Consider the following 17,209-nt stretch of genomic DNA (forward strand, 5'->3'; position numbering starts at 1 on the left):
CATCGTCGTGTGCCGGGCCACCCGGCTGGTGTCACGCGCCTGCCGTTCCCCATCACAGCCAGCCCCCACGAGTCACCTTTCCGCACAAACCCCCCTCTGTCGCAAGGAGACGCCTTGGATGCCAAGCAGTACATGGCCGGTGTGTTCGACCGCGCGTCCGGCACCTACGAACAGGTCGGTGTGCCGTTCTTCGGCCCGGTGGCCGCCGAGCTGGTACGGCAGGCCGCCCCGGAGCCGGGTGACCGGGTGCTGGATGCCGGATGCGGCACCGGCGCCTCACTCGTCCCGGCGGCCGGGGCGGTCGGGCCCACGGGCCGGGTGGTCGGGCTGGACCTCGCGCCGGGGATGGTCGCCGCCACCGCCGCCGAGATCGAACGGCACGCCCTGACGCACGCCACGGTCCTCCAGGGCGACGCGGAACGGGCCGAGGAACTCCTGCCCGGCGAGCGGTTCGACGTCGTGCTGGCCGGGATGATGCTGTACTTCCTGCCCGACCCGCTGGCCGCCGTACGTTCCATGACCGGCCTGCTGCGGCCCGGCGGACGGCTGGCCGCCAGCCTGCTGGCCCAGGCGAGCCCGGCCGAGATCGAGCTGCTGGGCGTGGTGGCACGGGCCCTGGCCCCGTACACCACAGCCGCGGGCACCGCCCCCTTCCACCGCACCCTCAGCACGGCCGAGGAACTGACCGAGCTGCTCACGGAGGGCGGCCTGGACGGGGTCCGCTGTGAGGACGTGGTGTTCGAGGTGATCGTGGAGGCCGGACAGGTATGGGACTGGCTGTGGTCGGCCGCCCGCCGCGCCTCCCTGGAGACCATCCCCGAATACCTGCACCCGGAGGCCAGGGCGGCCCTGGAAGATGCCCTGGCGTACGAGACGTTCGTGCTCCCCCGTACGGTGCGATTCGCGACCGGGACCCGCGCCTGACGGGACCCGGCCGCGAGAGCCGACGACCGGTGTCCGCCTCAGACCGTCCTCGCGAGGGTCACCAGGCGGGCGCCGTTCCTCATCGTGGGCGACGCAGCCCGCGCAGGAAATTCCACAGTGGGGAGGAACGGGGGGCCGGTCGTCCGGCGGCCTCATCCGTTCGGGACGGCTGCGCGTCGGCAGGACCGGCGGTAGGCGCGGGGACGTGGTCGCCGGCGAGTTGGTACTGGACGGGCAGGGACCGCAGCGCTCGCGCGAACGGGGACGGGCGCCAGGGCAGCTGATCAGCCGGAAGCGCGAGCTTGATCTTGGAGAGCCGGTTGAAGAGCCGGCGCACGGCGATGATGGTGATCTGGGTCGCCAGCCGCTGGCCCAGGCAGCTGTGCGGACCCGCTCCCCAAGCCACGTGCGCGCGGGTGCTGCGGATGGCCTGCCGATCGATCGCCCCGGCGAACCGCGGGTCGGAGTGGGCGCCCGCGACGGAGAGCATCACCGGATCGCCGGCGGCGATCGTGTAGTTGCCCAGCTTCACGTCCGTGAGCGGGAACCGGAAGCTCAGGTTGGCCATCGGCGGATTGAGCAGGGCGACCCGATTCACCGTCTCGTCGATGGATCCCACCGACAGGCTCTCCCGCACATCCGGGTTGGAGATGACCTCGACGACCACGTTGCAGACGAGGCTGGTGATGAAGTCCAGAAAGCCGGGCAGCATGAGGAGCTCGCGGGCCAGCTCGTCCAGGGTGAAGTCCGGCTTGGCCTGGATCATGTAGGAGGGCAGGTCGTCTCCGGGATGCTCCCGCTTGGTGGCCGCAAGCTCCCTCATGGCGGCGTACAGACGCTCGAACGCCGCGGGCGCGTCGGGCCCGGCGTCGACCATCCGCCAGATGTCCATCATCACGTCCTCGCCGCGCGCCGCGGGGAAGCCGAGCAGGCGATTGGCGACCATCAGCGGGAGCGGCCGCGCGTATTGCGCGGCCAGGTCCGCCCATCCCGTGGAGCCGCCTTCCGTCAGCACGTCGAGGAGTTCGTCGGCGTAGCGCACGATGGCCTGTTCCAACTTCTTCGCCTGCGCTTGGGACAGGTCCTGGAACGGCATGAGCGCGCTGGTCCACGCGGCCCGCAACTCGTGCTGCGCGGCGCCTTCCTGGAATGTCGAGCTCTTGAGCTGGAAGACGGGGAGCAGTGGCCAGTCCGCCGGTATCCGGCCCTCCATGTAGGCGTGCCACCGCTCCACGTCCTTGCTCCAGATGCCGCCCGCGTTCTGCAGGACGTGCAGCACGTCCTCATAGCCGAGGACGAACCAGACCGGCACCCCGAGGAGATCGACCGGGGCGACCGGTCCGTACCTGCCGCGCAGGCGTTCGTGCACGAGTGCGGGATCGGCGTCGTAGTCCCTGGTCAGCAGCGGTTCTATGGGGGTCGACGCTAGTGTTTCGGTGGGCTGCTGGGACCACGTGCCATGACTCACGGGGACGTACTACCTCTCTGGTTGCCGCTCCCTTCGCCACGTCAGCGTGATTCGACCGCACGAGTGACGCGTTCTGGGAGTTTTCCGCCGATTAGCTCAAGAGGTCAGTAAGCATCACGTATACCGGCGGTTACGGCAAGTACTCAGAATGTGAATCGCGAATGTGGCGCTTTCAACGGGGGCGTCGGAGTTGCCCCCGGCGAGGCGGAGCCGGGTGAGCACGTCACTGAGCTCCCGATGGTCTTCGGGAGTGGTGCTGGCGAGGCCGAAGTTGACCCCGCGTAGCGCGTCGGTGGCCATGTTGGCCGGCCGTCGACCCGAACTGGTCCACAGAGCCGCCATCATCCGGTCCAGGCAGCCGATCTCCTGATGCAGCAGGTGCTCGGCGGCCAGGCCCTCCGCTTTGGCGGCCCGCTTGAGCGCGGCGGCGATGTCCGCGCTGACCGCCTGAGCACTGTTGTGGTCGAGCCGCTGCGCGATCAGCGTCGGGGACACAGGTGCGGCTCCACGATCTCCACAGTCTGCCCTGTCACCCACACGCCGCGGGCCCCGATCTGCTCGGCCCACACCGCCGGCGCGGGCATCGACCAGCCGCCGTCCTCGTCAGGCGAGCTGGCCTGGTCCACGATGAGCGCGAACGGCTGTACGCCGGGTCTAAGGCGTGGTTGTTGTCGAGGCGGAAGTCCCAGTACCGCAGGTCGAGCTCGCCGGCCCGGTCGAGGAAGTCGCGCTTCAGCCAGTGGCTGGGGCCACCGGAACAGCGACGCGATCGTCTTCTCCGACCCGATCGCGCCGTGCCAGATGTTCAGCCGGGCCTTGGCCTCGGCGATGCCGCGTTCCTGCTTGGGCGACAACCAGACGGCCAAGCCCAGAGCGCCGCCGGTTACGCCTCTCTCCGGCGTCGTCGTTCAGCACCTCGCCCATCACGACCTCCGCGTGGACGTCAGCCGCGCAATGGTGTCAAGATCCGGGTCAGCCACTTGGTAGCGCTGCTGGAGCTGGGCCGGCATGCTGCCGAGCGGCGACGCCATGTCGTGGTCGGGGTGGCCGTTGCGGTTGATCTGGTACAGGCCCGGCAGCGACGCGTCGGGCGCTGCGTGAGATGCAGCGCGAGCACGCGGCCGTCGCCCGCCGGGCCGGGGTCTCGCGGACCTTCCTCTATCAAAACGAGCAGCCCGCCAGCTGGTCGCCGAGGCCGCCGCCGACACGGACAGAACCCGCCAACATGACCAGGCCCAGCGGAAGGCCCAGGTCGAGGCGTCGTGGAAGGACCGCGCCCTCAACGGCGAGGACGCCCTCAAGCACGCCTTCGGCGAGATCAGTGCCCAACGCAGTGACCTCGGACCAGACGGCTCAGGCCACACCATCATGTGATGCACTCGCCGAGCTCCTCTGCCAACTGGACGAGTTTCTCCGCAGCCGCGACCCCGCTGTCCTCGCTGCCCTCATCGCTTTCATGAAGGAGTGCGGACACCTGTCGGCGTACCCCTGGTCGTGCAGAGCTAGGTACGAATAGACGTGCACAGCCGAGGGCGGCTCTGCACGAAACGGTGTGGCCGGGCCGGAGGGTGCTCCTGTCACTGCCGACGTCTTCTAGATCGTGACGGCGAGCTTGCCGACCGTTCCCGCGGCGAAGTCGCCGATCGCGCGCGCTGCCTCGGCCAGCGAGTACGAGCGGGCCACCGGCACCCGCAGGCGTCCTTCGGCCGTATCGGCGGCGAGCCGGGCCAGGGTGGCCGGGTTCGGGTCGGCCATCACCGCTGTGGCCTTGATGTCCCGGCCGGGCTCGTCAGGGGTGTAGTGCAGGGTGGAGGCCAGCCGCCCGCCGTCGGCCAGCAGGGCGGCCACGGCCGAGCCGTCGCCCGCCAGGTGCAGCGCGGAGTCCACCCCGCCGGGCGTGATGGCGCGTACCTGCGCGCGCAGGTCGGTGTGGTCGACGGCCCACGCGGCCCCCAGGCCGGTGACGAAGGCGGCCTCGGCTCCGGGCCGGGCGGTGGCGATCACTCGGGCACCGCGCGCGGCGGCCAATTGGATGGCGAACGCGCCCACCCCACCGGTCGCCCCCGAGATCAGGACGGTCTCCCCCGATGCCGGGGCGACGGCGTCAACGGCGTTGAGCGCTGCGGTCCCGGCCAGGCCCAGCACGCCCACGCGGGTGTGGCCGAGCCCGTCGGGGATCTTGGCCAGGCCGTACTGCTCGCTCACCACCACGTACTCGGCGAAGCCGCCCTGGCCCAGGGTCGGGCGCATGACCACGCCGAACACGTCCTCACCCGGCGTCCACCGGGTCACCCCCTCACCGACGTCCGCCACGGTGCCGGCGAAGTCCTTGCCGAGCACGACCGGGAACTCGTACTCGTACATGCCCTTGAGATAGCCGCCCAGCACGCCGAGGTCGAAGCCGTTGACCGAGGAGGCCAGCACCCGGACCAGCACCTCGCCCGGACCGGGCTCGGGCACGGGCAGGTCGGCGGCCACCAAGTCGGCGCCGAAGTCGGTGAAAGCCATGGCACGCATGATGATCACTCCATTTCCGTAGCAGACGATGCGGCGGCCTGCCGCCAGGAGGCGCGCAGGACGGCAAGGGCGACGGCCAGTTCAGCCTCGTCGCGGGGGGCATAAAGCATCACGATCGTGTCGGGCCACTCGGGGCGCCGGCTGATCGGATGCGGCTCGGTCCACCCTGCCCGCTCCAGCGGCGCCATCAGCGGCTCGGGCACGGTGAGATGGAGGAAACCCGAGCGGTGGATGTGCCCGAATTCGTCACGGCTGGGGTGCAGGAACGCCGCCCACGGCCCGGCGGCCTCGTGCAGCCTCAGCGCCAGCGAGGCGGGCTCGGACACCTGGCTGGGGCCGGTGAACACGCCGGCCAGCGCCTGCGCCCGCGCAACCAAGGCGGCCCTGATGTGAGGTGGGGAGAACTGGTCGAGCTGGTCATGCGGGATCTCCAGGCCCGTGGTCCGCGGGCGTGGTCCGGATCGGGGCGGAGGATCGGTCAAGTCGATGCTCATCGCAACACCACTTTCTGTGCGCTGGTTACTCCTTGTGCGTGCACCGAGCTTCGTCCACAATGCCGCCATGACGGAAGAAGGCACTTTGACCCGCGCAAGGCACACCGATGTGCGTGAGACGGTCAGCGAGGACCACCCGACCTGTCAGCTGCGCGACATTCTCGACCGCGTCGGGGACAAGTGGAGCGTGCTGGTGATGAACCTGCTCGGCGGCGGGCCCAAGCGCTACTCCGAACTGCAGCGCGCCATCGAGGGCATCTCCCAGCGGATGCTCACCCTCACCCTGCGCAGCCTGGAGCGCGACGGCCTGGTGGAACGCACCGTCACCCCTACCTCGCCGCCGCGGGTCGACTACGCCCTGACCCCGGTCGGGCAGACGCTCGCGGCTCAGGCCGCCGGGCTCATCGCATGGGCCGAGCAGCACCGCGCATATGTGGCCGCCGCCCGCCTGCGCTACGACGCGTCGTGACCGGCCAGGCCGGTATCGGCCTCCGGCAAGCCTGCGGCATGGGTTCCCCTGGAGCACGATTGGGAGGGGGTCTTCCCGGAGGATCAGCTGAGGATCCGGATGTATGCGAGAGGGTTGTCACGGCGGATAGTGCGGCCGTGTGATGGGAGGGCGCTTCAGGAGGCTGGCTGCGGTGACGCCCGTCCCACCGCACAGGTCGATAACGGGGTGTTCGTCAGCGAGGTCGCCGCGTGAGGCGAGGTCTTCGCTGGCGTCGGCGTAGAACGGGTGTTCGCGGGTGATGCGGTCATAGAGTTCGCTCGGTTGGCGTCGGCCCCGCCACGCGAGGCGCGCGCGTGCGCCTCAGAGTGGATCCACGTGTGTGTTTCTGGGCAAGACACGCGACGGCCCCGTGCAGATCGCCAGGGGCCGCGTGGTCAGTCGAACAGGCCGTTCTTCGCGCCGGTGATGAACTTGTCCCAGACGGCCCGGCGGAGAACCCAGGGCTGGGTGTCGGGCTGCTCTGTGTCGCGCAGGGCGACGCGGCCGTCGGACAGGTGCTTGGCCTCCAGGCAGTCACCGCCCTGGCCACTGGACGCGGTGATCCATCCGGCCGGGTCTGCGATCTCTCTCGTGATTACCTCATTCAGCTCCACGTCGCCACTCTTTCCTTGATCCGCTGCACTGACAAGTACTCGGGAAGCGCCGCGCTGCGTACGCGTTCGAGCCGATCCACGATGCGTTTGATCTCGTGGGGCTTGTCTACAACGCGACCGAGGAGGGCTGATTCGACGTATGCCGCAGTCGGCACTCCGTTCTCCTGCGCCAAGAGAGCCGAACCCACCAGCACTGCTGTGCAGAGGCCTTCGTACGGGAGTAGCTGAACGGTGAACCACTCGGTCTCGGCCAGGGTGATCAGGTGTTCCAGTTGTCGTAGGGTCACGGACCTGTCTCCAACCGGACGGTACAGGATTCCCTCGTCCACCACAGCAAGGAACTGCGGAGGAGTCGGTCTGTCGAAAATGGCTTGCCTCTCCATGCGAGCCTGAACCGCTTCTTCCACCTGCTGCGGCGTGGAGTGAGGCTCGCCTTCGAAGATTGCGCGCGCATACTCCTCCGTCTGCACCAACCCAGGGACGATCAACGGAGCCGTGGTGATGAGTTGGTCGGCCTTCCGCTCGATCGGTGGCCATTGCTGGAACCAGTTGGGCATCCCCTTGCCGCTGATGGCCGGCCAGTGGGTGAGCAACGCTCCCTCCAGGCCGAGCGCCTTTTCGCAGAGCTCGATCAATTCGTACGTGGGATTCTCGTCACCGCGCTCCACGTTTCCGATGCGGCTTTTGCTGTAGCCGATGCGATCGGCGAGCTGGGCCTGAGTCAAATTTGCAGCGAGTCGGTATTTGCGCAGCTCCGCGCCGAAACGCGCTGTTGGGCTGGCATTTGGGTCTAGCTCTTTAAGTGGTGGCATCACTGCTCCCTGTGCCAGGTCCATTCCAGCTTTCTGGTTCAGTGCCAGCGAAAGTCTGGGACCGCTCTGGGACTTTTATCGCACACAAGGTAGCTGGCCGCGAGCAGTGTTGTGAAGTGGCTAGCGGCAGATAGTAGGCCGCTGTTCATATGGCAGAGGCTGGCGGCGGTCTTTGCTGGCATATACAGGAAAGCAGATGTATAGGACAAAGATGGTGAAAATGGCAGCGCTTGGCATGCGGATGGTAGGCGAGATGAAGTTTCCCGGTCGTCCGGACATTATTAGTGATGTGCGGATTTATGCGTCTCGGTGGCTCGTTGTCGAATGTCCCGAGACCGCCGAAGACGAAGATCTCCTCGATAATCTACGCCTCCTGGCCACCGAACTGTCAGCCAACGCCATAAAGCACACGATCTCCGGCCGATGGCGACACGGATCGTTCCGTGTCCGCATGTGGCTCGACCCCCGACGGGTCCGCGTCGAGGTGATGGATCAGGGTTCGAACTCCCCATCCTTTCCCGGCTGCCCGTCGAGGCAGGGCCGCACTTTCGCGACCGCCCCGAACCCGCCTGAGCCGAATTCGGGCAGCCGGCCGCATATCATCACCGCCCCTAGTCAGGAGAGCAGGAAGTCGCGGGGGGCGCGCGGGTGCGGTGGTCCCGCGGAGGGAGATGGGCGGAGCAAGGAGGAGATTGCGGTGCGCAGCCGCGGGATCGGCGATGCGCTCGATGAGCAGCTCGACGGCGTGGGAGCCGAGCTCGTCGGCGGGCATGTCGGCCGCGGTGAGCGGAGGGTGCAGGTTCTCGGCCAGGTGCCGTGCGGCGACGCCGACGACGAACGGCAGTCCGGTCTGCCGCAGGCGGGTGACGCGGTCGTCCTCCAGCCGGATCTCCATGAGGATGTCGCCGTCCACGCGCCTGCCGCCGATGACGCGCTCGAAGGAACGCTCGTGCTCGCCGCCCGAGGGTGACAGCAGGACGTCCAGGTCGGCGCGGCCGGCTGCGTCGACGACGCTGGCCACGAAGCCGAGCTGCACGTCGGTCAGGCGTCGGCTGGCCGGCGGAATGACCAGGGCGATGGTGCGGGTCCTGCCCTCCTTGAGCGCCTTGGCGGTCGCGTTGGGGCGGTAGCCGAGCTCGTCGATGACGGCCTGGATGCGCCGCCGGGTCTCCTTCGACACCGGGCGCTTGCCGCTCAGGGCGTACGAGACGGTGCTGCGGGACACGCCCGATCGCCTGGCGATCTCGCCGATGTTCACCCGGCGCTCCTCACAAGGTCGAACGTCAGCTCTTCGTCCATTTCTGGCTGGTCGTGCCGGTGCAGGACCACAGCTGCACCTTCGTTCCGTTCGCGGTCCCGAAGTTGCTCGCCTCCATGCAAAGGCCGGACTGCACGCCGGTGATGGTGCCGTCGCTGTTGACGTTCCATTGCTGGTTCGCCTGCCCGTTGCAGTCCCAGATGATCACCTGGGTGCCGTTGCCGGTGCCCTGCCCCTTGGCGTCCAGGCACTTGTTGCCGTACACCTGCAATTGCCTGGACGAGGTGAGGGTCCACTGCTGGTTGGTGCCGCCGCCGCAGTCCCAGAGCTGGAGCTGGGTGCCGTTGACGGTGCTCGCGTTCGGGACCTCCAGGCACCGGCCGGCGTTGACGTTCCGCAACACCGTCGTCGACCCGCCGCCAGGGCCGGGGCCGGGGTCCGTGGGGGGCAGGAGCGTGAGGGTGTAGGTGTCGTCGATGGCGGTGTGCGGCAGGTTGACCGTCGCGCCGTCGCCGGACAGCGTCACCACGGAGTTCTGGACGAGGACCGGGCCCTGGACGGCGCCGCCGCCGTTGTAGGGGATGCGCTCGGCGACGACTCTTACCTGGTTGTTCTGCACGATGCCGCTTGTGGTGTCCAGGCGCCGCAGGTTGACGGCGATGTTGCCGGTCGTGCTGCCGCCGCCGACCAGGATCTTGACCGTCCCGGCCGCCTTGGTGGCGAACGCGTCGTACGAGGAGCTGGGCGTGACGGACACGATCTGGCCGGTCTGCGAGCCATAGAAGCGGTAGACCCACCATTCGCCCTTCGGCTGGTACTCGCCTGCCGAGTTGCGGACGAGCAGGTTGCCGAGGTCGTTGTGCAGGTTTCCACCGCCCGCCCAGTTGGCGCGCAGGCCGTCGGCGCCGGCCCTTTCCAGGCGCGCGATGTACCAGGATCCGTCACCGGGGTTCTGCTCGTTGGACGCCCCGTATTCGTTGATCTGGTACGGGCGCGGATGCGGGATGCCGCGAGCGTTCAGCGTGGTGTCGGCCGCCGCCACGTTGGCGACCGGGTCGCCGGGCAGGGAGTGCCAGCTGATGATGTCGGGGACCACGTTGTTGGCCTTGACGTAGTCCAGGTACTGGTTCCAGAACGGGTTCGTGGTCGAGGGCACGCACGCGCAGCTCGGCCCGACGATGAGATGCGTCGGGAACGCGGCCCGGATGCGCTGGTAGGCGCGCCGCCACAGCTCGAAGTACTGGGACTGAGGGCGGTTCCAGAACAAGGTGATGTTGGGCTCGTTCCAGAGATCCCACTGTACGGTGGCGCCCGTCGCCCGCACGTCGTTGATCAGGCGGGTGAGGAAGTTGTCGTAGTCGGTCCAGTCGCCGTTGTCGCCGGGGAATCGCGAGATCGGATAGCCGTCGGCACCCCAGAGGTCGTGGACGAGCAGGATGAACTCCCCGCCCAGAGATCGGGTGCGCAGCAGCTGGGCGCGGGTGGAGTTCCATCGGCGGTCGTACTTGCCCGACACCCACCCGCCCGGGCTGTCGAGCTGCGCCCCGCCGGCGCGCATGTACCGGAACTTCACATCGGTGTAGAAGCGGTCCGGCGGCGCCGACGCGTTCTCGGTCATGCCGTAGATCCATCCGGCGGCGCGGTAGGTGGGAGAGCCACCACCGGCGGAGAAGTCGACGGTGATGGCCTGGTCCGCGGCCAGGGCCGGCGTGGCGGCCGTCACGACGGGGGCGGCGACGAGTGCGCCTGCGGCAAGGAGGGCGGCGATCCGGCGGAGGCCTCTGTGCCGCCTGCGGAGTGTGGCGTCCATATGTGACTCCTTGGTCACGGAGGGGCGGTGCAGGTTGAGCGGGCCGCGGGCGCGCAGGTCAGCAGGGTGAGTTCGTCTGGGTGAGCAGGCCCATCCGCCAGGGAAGGCGGCCGTAGTCGCCGCCGGCGCCCGGGTCCATGCCCTGGTAGACGTACTGGAGTTTGCAGGGGTTGATGGTGAGGGTCTGGTCGTTGCTCGCCCGGACCAGCTCGCCGTGGCTGATGTCCTGCGTCCAGCCGCCGCCCGGGAAGGTGACGTTGTTACGGCCGGCGAACGGCTCGGACTCGGTGGCCGCGAGCGGGGTCCAGGAGCCGGTGAGACTGGGGGAGGTCCACGACCGGAAGTAGCGTCGGCCGGTCGAGCCGATGGCCTCGACGATGAGCAGGTACCGGTTCTCGCCGACGATCTTGTAGACGTTGGACGCTTCGAACAGAGCAAACTGGCTGTCGGACAGGACGATCTGGGTGTTGCCGAAGCCGTTGGGGAAGTTGGCCAGGCTGGTCTGCGCCCGGTAGAGGTGGCCGTTGTCGTCGCTGAAGAACAGGTAGCAGTTGGCGGTGTCGCAGATGGTCCAGAAGTCGATCCAGGTGCCGTTGCCCTTGTTCTGGGTCACAATGGGCGGCTCGCTGGCGATGAAGGTCCGCGGGGCCGACCATGAGCGAGGGTTGGTGGGGTCGCTGCTGGTGGAGTAGGTGGGCGGGCCGGTCTGGTAGACCATGTACCACAGGTTCTGCGGCGCGAAGTAGAACACCTGCGGCGCGGCCCGGTAGCCCGGTCCCATCGGCGACTGGTCGAGGTAGGCGTAGGGCGCCGAGGCGGCCTGCGGCCAGTCGCTGAAGGAGAACTGCAGCAGGCCCCAGCCGTTGCCGGTGGCGTTGGTGGCGTAGACGTGCCACTGGTTGTTGTACCGGATGACGGAGAAGTCCTTGATCGCCGCGCTGGGGTGCGTTGCGTCCGGCTTGGGACCGGCCAGCACGCCGCTGGAGCTCCATCGGAAGGTGGAGGGCAGGGAACCCGATCCTGAGCCGCCGACCCGGACCAGCTGCCATTGCTGGTTGCTCCCGCCCCAGTCGGAGTACTGCACGATGTTCCCGCCGTCTGCGGTGGAAGCGCCCTGGACCTCCAGCGCCTTTCCGCTGTTGCGGTTGAGCAGACGGACGTAGCCTCCGGTCGAGTCGGCCAGCCGGAACTGCTGGTTGGTTCCGTTCTGGTCGCTCCATTGCACGATGGCCGCGCCGTCGGTGGTGGAGAAGTTGTAGACGTCCAGCACCTTGCCTGAGTGGCGGGAGCGTAGCCGATAGTAACCGCCGCCGGAGTCGACGAACTGCCACTGTTGCTGGTTGCCGTCGTTGCGAGCCCACTGGACGATGCGCGCCCCGTCGTTGGTGGCCAGGTTGTACACGTCCAGGGCCTTGCCGCTGTTGCGGTTCACCAGCACGTACCAGGCGCTGGTGTCGACACTCGCCGCCGAGGCCGGTGCGGTGCCGAGCGCGAGCATGGAGCCGGCCAGGACGGCGGTCACGAGGACGGCGACCAGTGACCGCCAGCCACGCCGCCGCGGTAAGGCCTGCCGGGCCCCGCCGATGGCAACCATTGTGTCCTCCTTCGATCGCCGGGAAAGAGGGCCCGACATGTGAGAGCGATGTACTGCCGTGGGAATCCGGTTGGCCGGCCGCGCGATTCCCATGAGGCATCAGGGGAGGCAGCCGCGATCCACGACCGGTCCATCGCCGGACGCGTCACAGCCGAGGACTCCTGCCGTTCACCACCGCCTTGCGGACTCAGTGTGGAAACGGCTACGAAACATGTCAAGACCATTGACGAATCGGTTCGATGGGATGGTCGCACTCAGGAGGCCGGTGCGCTGGTGCGTCCTGGTCATGCCACACGGCCGCCGGATGAACGTTTCATCACCTCGCCGGCCGCGACTGTGCGACCGCGCCCGGTCAGCTCTGATCAGGCCACTTCGGCGCGCGGCGGAACCGCGATGGACGAGAGCGGGCCCTTGACGGATCTTCCCGCGTCATGTTTGCTCCGCCACACCACCACCTCAGCTGGCCTGTCTGGAAGGAGCACCGGTTTGAGCCAAAGCGATGTTAGCGCTAACAACTAGATCGGGAGCCTCCGCCGGCATGCCGAATCAGGCAGCACCCGAGCGTCCCCACCGTGGGTCCGTTACGGCAACCACCGAGCACGATCCCAAGTCGCCGATTCTTACCGAAGGAGGTCCCCGTGTCCACAACAGGCGGGCCGGAGCGCAAGTACGTCAGCGCATACATTGCTACACGATTCGACCTGCCCCCTGACCGCCGTGAGGGGTTGAGCACGCGTACGTGGGGACGATGGTGCGCCGTCGCGCTGATGGCCGTGGCCTTGGTGGTGGCGGGGGCCGGTGTCGTCGGCGCCGAATCCAACGGCGGGGTCCGGGTCATGCCGCTGGGCGACTCGATCACCGAGGGTACGCAGGTGCCCGGCGGATACCGGATCGGGCTGTGGCAGCGCCTGGCCGCCGGCCGCTACACGGTCGACCTTGTCGGGTCGCAGTTCAACGGGCCGGGCAGCCTGGGCGACCACGATCATGAGGGCCATCCCGGGTGGCGGATCGACCAGATCGACGCGAACATCACCGGCTGGCTGCGTACGTACACACCGCGCGCGGTGCTGCTGCACATCGGCACCAACGATGTCCTGCAGAACTACAACGTGGCCGGTGCCCCGCAACGGGTGTCCACGCTGATCGACCACATCACCACAGCCATGCCCAACGCGGACGTCTTCGTCGCCACCATCATCCCGCTGTCCAACTCCGGCCAGGAGTCGGCCGCCCGCACCTTCAACGCGGCGATCCCCGGCATCGTCCAGAGCAAGGTGAACACCGGCAAACGTGTCCACCTGGTCGACATGCACAGCAAGTTGACCACCTCCGACCTGATCGACGGCATCCACCCCACGGCGGGCGGCTACGACAAGATGGCCGCCGCCTGGCACGAGGCGCTTCAGTCGGTACCGGGCAGCATCGGCCAGCCGGGGAGCGGAACCCCTGGTGCGGGTGCGATCAGGGGTGTGGGGTCGGGCAGGTGTCTTGATGTCTCCGGCGCCTCGCAGGCGAACGGCGCGCAGGCGCAGATCTGGGACTGCAACGGTCAGGCCAACCAGCAGTGGACGGCGACCGCGAGCGGTGAGCTGCGGGTCTATGGCGGCAAGTGTCTGGATGTGAACGGGGCCGGGACGGCGGACGGCACCGCCGTGATCATCTGGGACTGCAACGGCCAGAACAACCAGAAGTGGCGCCTCAACGCAGACGGCACCATCACCGCCGTCGGCGCGAACAAGTGCCTTGACGTGCCGAACTACTCCACCGCCAACGGCGTCAAACTCCAGATCTGGTCCTGCGGCGGTGGCGCCAACCAGCGCTGGACTCGCCTCAACGCATGACGTCCCCCCGGTGGATCGCCCGGAGATCTCCCCGAAACCCCGGTAGGTAGAGGAATCAGATGCGCAGAATCCTTGGCTTAGCAATGGCGGCGGTACTCGCAGCCGGCTCCGTTGTCGCGATCGGCAGTGAGACGTCGCCGGCCGCCGCGCTGGACAACGGCCTGGCCCGCACGCCCCAGATGGGCTGGAACGACTGGAACAGCTTCGGCTGCAACGTCAACGACTCGCTGATCCGTCAGACGGCTGACGCCATGGTCTCCAGCGGCATGGCGTCGGCGGGCTACACCTACGTCAACATCGACGACTGCTGGTCCACCAAGAACCGCAACTCCAACGGTGACCTGGTGCCGGATCCGCAGAAGTTCCCCAACGGCATCAAGGCCCTGGCCGACTACGTCCACTCCAAGGGGCTCAAGCTCGGCATCTACTCCTCGGCCGGAACCACGACGTGCGCGGGGTACCCGGCCAGCCTGGGCAACGAGCGGCGGGACGCGGCCCTGTGGGCGTCCTGGGGAATCGACTACCTGAAGTACGACAACTGCGGTGACCACCGGGGCCTGAACGGGCAGCAGCGGTACACGGCCATGCGGGACGCGCTGGCCGCCACCGGGCGTCCGATCGTGTACAGCCTGTGCAACTGGGGGCAGGAGAGCGTGTGGACGTGGGGGATGCCGGTGGGCAACTCCTGGCGCAACACCGGCGACATCGCGGCGAACTGGAACTCGATCATGGGCATCCTGGACCAGCAGGTTGGGCTCGACGCGTACTCGGGCCCCGGCGGGTGGAACGATCCGGACATGCTGGAGGTGGGCGTCGGCGGGGTGACGGGGACCGAGGGTCGCGCGCACTTCAGCCTGTGGTCGCTGCTGAACGCGCCGCTCATCACCGGAAACGACATCCGTACGATGAGCGCCGATACGCGCACGATCCTCACCAACACCGAGGTCATCGCGGTCAACCAGGACTGGGGTGGCAGGCAGGGCAACAAGATCAGCGACAACGGCAACCTGGAGGTCTGGCGCAAGCCGATGTCGAACGGCTCGGTCGCGGTCGTGCTGCTCAACCGGGGCACCTCCACTTCGACGGTCTCCACCACCGCCTCCGCCCTGGGGCTGGGGTCCGCGTCCTCTTACTCGGTGCGCGACCTGTGGGCGCACACGACGTCCTCCTCGTCCGGGACGATCAGCGCGTCGGTCCCCGGACACGGGGCGGCCATGTACGTCGTGACCGGAGGGGGCATCGTCACGCCTCCGCCCACGGGCTCGATCAGGGGTGTGGGGTCGGGCAGGTGTCTTGATGTCTCCGGCGCCTCGCAGGCCAACGGCGCGCAGGCGCAGATCTGGGACTGCAACGGTCAGGCCAACCAGCAGTGGACGGCGACCGCGAGCGGTGAGCTGCGGGTCTACGGCGGCAAGTGTCTGGATGTGTACAACCGGGGCACCGCCGACGGCACCAGTGTCATCATCTGGGACTGCAACGGCCAGGACAACCAGCGGTGGCGCATGAACTCCGACGGCACCATCACCGCCGTCGGCGCGAACAAGTGCCTTGACGTGCCGAACAACGCCACCGCCAACGGCACCAAACTCCAGATCTGGTCCTGCGGCGGTGGCGCCAACCAGCGCTGGACCCGCAGCTGACCTGGCGCACCATCGACGCGTGATCGGGGCAAAGGTATGAAACTTTCAGGGCTTACCGTCCTCTGCGGCAGGAACGGGCGAAAGTTTCGGTGTGCATCATGGGTGGCTGAGGCCCTGTAGCACCGGAGTAGGCGGTCAAATGTGTCCGAAACTTTTATATCCGTCTTGACAATGTTTCGGGAGTATTTCCACACTGAGTCACCAAGCGGCGCCTTGGTGGTGGGCGCGGCGTCGATCCCGTTTCCGTATCTCAGACATGGAGGCTCAGGCATGGGCGCAAACGCCATACCCTCGCCTGGAACCAGGCGGCCCTTGAACGGCTTACGCTGGTCCCTGATCGTCGGTGCTCTCGGCGCACTCGGCCTGATCACGGCGCTGACGGCGCCGCTACCAGCGGATGCCGCGGCGAGTACGCTCGGCGCGGCCGCCGCGCAGAGCGGGCGTTACTTCGGCGCCGCCATCAGCGCGGGCAGGCTCGGCGACTCGCAGTACACCACGATCGCCAACCGCGAGTTCACCATGGTGACGGCCGAGAACGAGATGAAGATCGACGCCACCGAGCCGAACCGGGGCCAGTTCAACTTCGGCAACGGCGACCGCATCTACAACTGGGCCGTGCAGAACGGCAAGCGGGTGCGCGGGCACACGCTGGCCTGGCACTCCCAGCAGCCCGGCTGGATGCAGTCGCTGTCGGGCGGCAGCCTGCGCCAGGCGATGATCGACCACATCAACGGTGTCATGGCCCACTACAAGGGCAAGATCTACGCCTGGGACGTGGTCAACGAAGCCTACGCCGACAGCGGAGGCGGGCGGCGCGACTCCAACCTGCAGCGCACCGGCAACGACTGGATCGAGGTGGCGTTCCGCACCGCGCGCGCCGCCGACCCGGCCGCCAAGCTCTGCTACAACGACTACAACATCGACAACTGGTCCTGGGCCAAGACGCAGGGCGTCTACAACATGGTCCGCGACTTCAAGCAGCGTGGCGTGCCGATCGACTGCGTGGGCCTGCAGTCCCACTTCAACAGCGGCAGCCCGTACAACAGCAACTACCGCACCACCATCTCCAGCTTCGCCGCCCTCGGGGTGGACGTGCAGATCACCGAGCTGGACATCCAGGGCGCCTCTCCGCAGACCTACGCCGCCGTGGTGAACGACTGCCTGGCGGTGGCCCGTTGCGCCGGCATCACGGTGTGGGGGGTGCGCGACCAGGACTCCTGGCTCGGCGCCAACGCCAGCCCGCTGCTGTTCAATGGCGCCAACAAGAAGCCCGCCTACGACGCGGTCCTCAACGCCCTCAACGCCGCCAACCCCGGCCCCACGCCCACGCCCACGCCGACCCCGACGCCGCCCGGCGACAATGGTCAGATCAAGGGGGTGGCCTCCGGTCGGTGCCTGGACGTGCCCAACGCCTCGAGCACGGATGGCACTCAGGTGCAGTTGTGGGACTGCAACGGCCAGTCCAACCAGCAGTGGAGCTCGACCTCCGCGGGTGAGGTCAAGGTGTACGGCAACAAGTGCCTGGATGCCGCCGGCACCGGGAACGGCGCGAAGGTGCAGATCTACAGCTGCTGGGGTGGCGACAACCAGAAGTGGCGCGTCAACTCCGACGGGAGCATCGTCGGTGTGCAATCCGGACGCTGCTTGGACGCCATCGGCGCGGGCAGCGGCAACGGCACCCAGATCCAGCTGTACGACTGCTCGGGCGGCAACAACCAGAAATGGACGTGGAACCGGTCCTGACGCC

The 17,209-nt window shown here is 67.9% G+C and carries 16 protein-coding genes and 1 pseudogene; 6 read left to right on the forward strand and 11 right to left on the reverse strand.

The window, feature by feature from the left end; translation table 11 throughout:
- The first annotated feature begins 114 nt into the window (after positions 1 to 114).
- Positions 115 to 924, forward strand: a complete 810-nt coding sequence (locus AB0B91_RS36450) for a methyltransferase domain-containing protein (protein ID WP_358329592.1) — start codon at positions 115 to 117, stop codon at positions 922 to 924.
- 79 nt (positions 925 to 1,003) lie between these two features.
- On the opposite strand, the gene AB0B91_RS36455 is transcribed toward AB0B91_RS36450, so the two are convergent.
- The 6 genes from AB0B91_RS36455 to AB0B91_RS36480 all read right to left on the reverse strand — a co-directional run bounded on the left by AB0B91_RS36455 (position 1,004) and on the right by AB0B91_RS36480 (position 5,403).
- On the reverse strand, positions 1,004 to 2,392 hold the full coding sequence (locus AB0B91_RS36455; RefSeq protein ID WP_358329595.1) for a cytochrome P450: 1,389 nt from the start codon (positions 2,390 to 2,392) through the stop codon (positions 1,004 to 1,006).
- Between the two features lie 114 nt (positions 2,393 to 2,506).
- Positions 2,507 to 2,887, reverse strand: a complete 381-nt coding sequence (locus tag AB0B91_RS36460) for a hypothetical protein (RefSeq protein ID WP_358329598.1) — start codon at positions 2,885 to 2,887, stop codon at positions 2,507 to 2,509.
- On the reverse strand, positions 2,872 to 3,258 hold the full coding sequence (locus AB0B91_RS36465; RefSeq protein WP_358329600.1) for a hypothetical protein: 387 nt from the start codon (positions 3,256 to 3,258) through the stop codon (positions 2,872 to 2,874). Before AB0B91_RS36465 ends, AB0B91_RS36460 begins: the two co-directional genes overlap by 16 nt.
- Before the next feature lie 295 nt (positions 3,259 to 3,553).
- Positions 3,554 to 3,721, reverse strand: coding sequence for a hypothetical protein (locus AB0B91_RS36470; protein ID WP_358329603.1), 168 nt, complete (start codon positions 3,719 to 3,721; stop codon positions 3,554 to 3,556).
- Positions 3,722 to 3,985: 264 nt separating this feature from the next.
- Positions 3,986 to 4,909: an NADP-dependent oxidoreductase gene (locus AB0B91_RS36475; RefSeq protein ID WP_358329606.1), complete on the reverse strand. Its 924-nt coding sequence runs from the start codon at positions 4,907 to 4,909 to the stop codon at positions 3,986 to 3,988.
- Between the two features lie 5 nt (positions 4,910 to 4,914).
- Positions 4,915 to 5,403: a luciferase family protein gene (locus AB0B91_RS36480; RefSeq protein ID WP_358329609.1), complete on the reverse strand. Its 489-nt coding sequence runs from the start codon at positions 5,401 to 5,403 to the stop codon at positions 4,915 to 4,917.
- A gap of 67 nt (positions 5,404 to 5,470) precedes the next feature.
- On the opposite strand from AB0B91_RS36480, the gene AB0B91_RS36485 reads away from it, so the two are divergent.
- Positions 5,471 to 5,872: a helix-turn-helix domain-containing protein gene (locus AB0B91_RS36485; RefSeq protein WP_358329612.1), complete on the forward strand. Its 402-nt coding sequence runs from the start codon at positions 5,471 to 5,473 to the stop codon at positions 5,870 to 5,872.
- Positions 5,873 to 6,288: 416 nt separating this feature from the next.
- Here AB0B91_RS36485 and AB0B91_RS36490 read toward each other — a convergent pair whose 3' ends face one another.
- Positions 6,289 to 6,507: a DUF397 domain-containing protein gene (locus AB0B91_RS36490; protein WP_358329615.1), complete on the reverse strand. Its 219-nt coding sequence runs from the start codon at positions 6,505 to 6,507 to the stop codon at positions 6,289 to 6,291.
- On the reverse strand, positions 6,498 to 7,343 hold the full coding sequence (locus tag AB0B91_RS36495) for a helix-turn-helix transcriptional regulator (protein WP_358329618.1): 846 nt from the start codon (positions 7,341 to 7,343) through the stop codon (positions 6,498 to 6,500). Before AB0B91_RS36495 ends, AB0B91_RS36490 begins: the two co-directional genes overlap by 10 nt.
- A 229-nt stretch (positions 7,344 to 7,572) precedes the next feature.
- Between AB0B91_RS36495 and AB0B91_RS36500 the strand changes: the two are divergent.
- Positions 7,573 to 7,773: pseudogene (locus tag AB0B91_RS36500) on the forward strand (hypothetical protein); the annotation flags it as partial.
- Here AB0B91_RS36500 and AB0B91_RS36505 read toward each other — a convergent pair.
- From AB0B91_RS36505 to AB0B91_RS36515, 3 genes are read right to left on the reverse strand one after another with little or no spacing between them, the layout of a single operon-like run.
- The gene (locus AB0B91_RS36505; protein WP_358329621.1) at positions 7,708 to 8,577 is read right to left on the reverse strand and encodes a LacI family DNA-binding transcriptional regulator; all 870 of its coding nucleotides are present in this window, start codon (positions 8,575 to 8,577) and stop codon (positions 7,708 to 7,710) included. The pseudogene AB0B91_RS36500 and the gene AB0B91_RS36505 overlap by 66 nt on opposite strands.
- Before the next feature lie 25 nt (positions 8,578 to 8,602).
- Positions 8,603 to 10,387, reverse strand: coding sequence for a ricin-type beta-trefoil lectin domain protein (locus tag AB0B91_RS36510; RefSeq protein WP_358329624.1), 1,785 nt, complete (start codon positions 10,385 to 10,387; stop codon positions 8,603 to 8,605).
- A gap of 58 nt (positions 10,388 to 10,445) precedes the next feature.
- On the reverse strand, positions 10,446 to 11,981 hold the full coding sequence (locus AB0B91_RS36515; RefSeq protein ID WP_358329627.1) for a non-reducing end alpha-L-arabinofuranosidase family hydrolase: 1,536 nt from the start codon (positions 11,979 to 11,981) through the stop codon (positions 10,446 to 10,448).
- 638 nt (positions 11,982 to 12,619) lie between these two features.
- Here AB0B91_RS36515 and AB0B91_RS36520 point away from each other — a divergent pair.
- The 3 genes from AB0B91_RS36520 to AB0B91_RS36530 all read left to right on the forward strand — a co-directional run bounded on the left by AB0B91_RS36520 (position 12,620) and on the right by AB0B91_RS36530 (position 17,205).
- Positions 12,620 to 13,822, forward strand: coding sequence for a lectin (locus AB0B91_RS36520; RefSeq protein ID WP_358329630.1), 1,203 nt, complete (start codon positions 12,620 to 12,622; stop codon positions 13,820 to 13,822).
- Between the two features lie 59 nt (positions 13,823 to 13,881).
- Positions 13,882 to 15,462 carry a lectin gene (locus AB0B91_RS36525; RefSeq protein ID WP_358329633.1) on the forward strand — a complete coding sequence of 527 codons (1,581 nt, stop codon included), beginning with the start codon at positions 13,882 to 13,884 and terminating at the stop codon, positions 15,460 to 15,462.
- A 312-nt stretch (positions 15,463 to 15,774) separates the two neighbouring features.
- On the forward strand, positions 15,775 to 17,205 hold the full coding sequence (locus AB0B91_RS36530; RefSeq protein WP_358329636.1) for an endo-1,4-beta-xylanase: 1,431 nt from the start codon (positions 15,775 to 15,777) through the stop codon (positions 17,203 to 17,205).
- Positions 17,206 to 17,209 lie beyond the last annotated feature (4 nt).

Origin of the sequence: Nonomuraea sp. NPDC049141 (assembly GCF_040648415.1) — a bacterium.
GTDB lineage: Bacteria > Actinomycetota > Actinomycetes > Streptosporangiales > Streptosporangiaceae > Nonomuraea.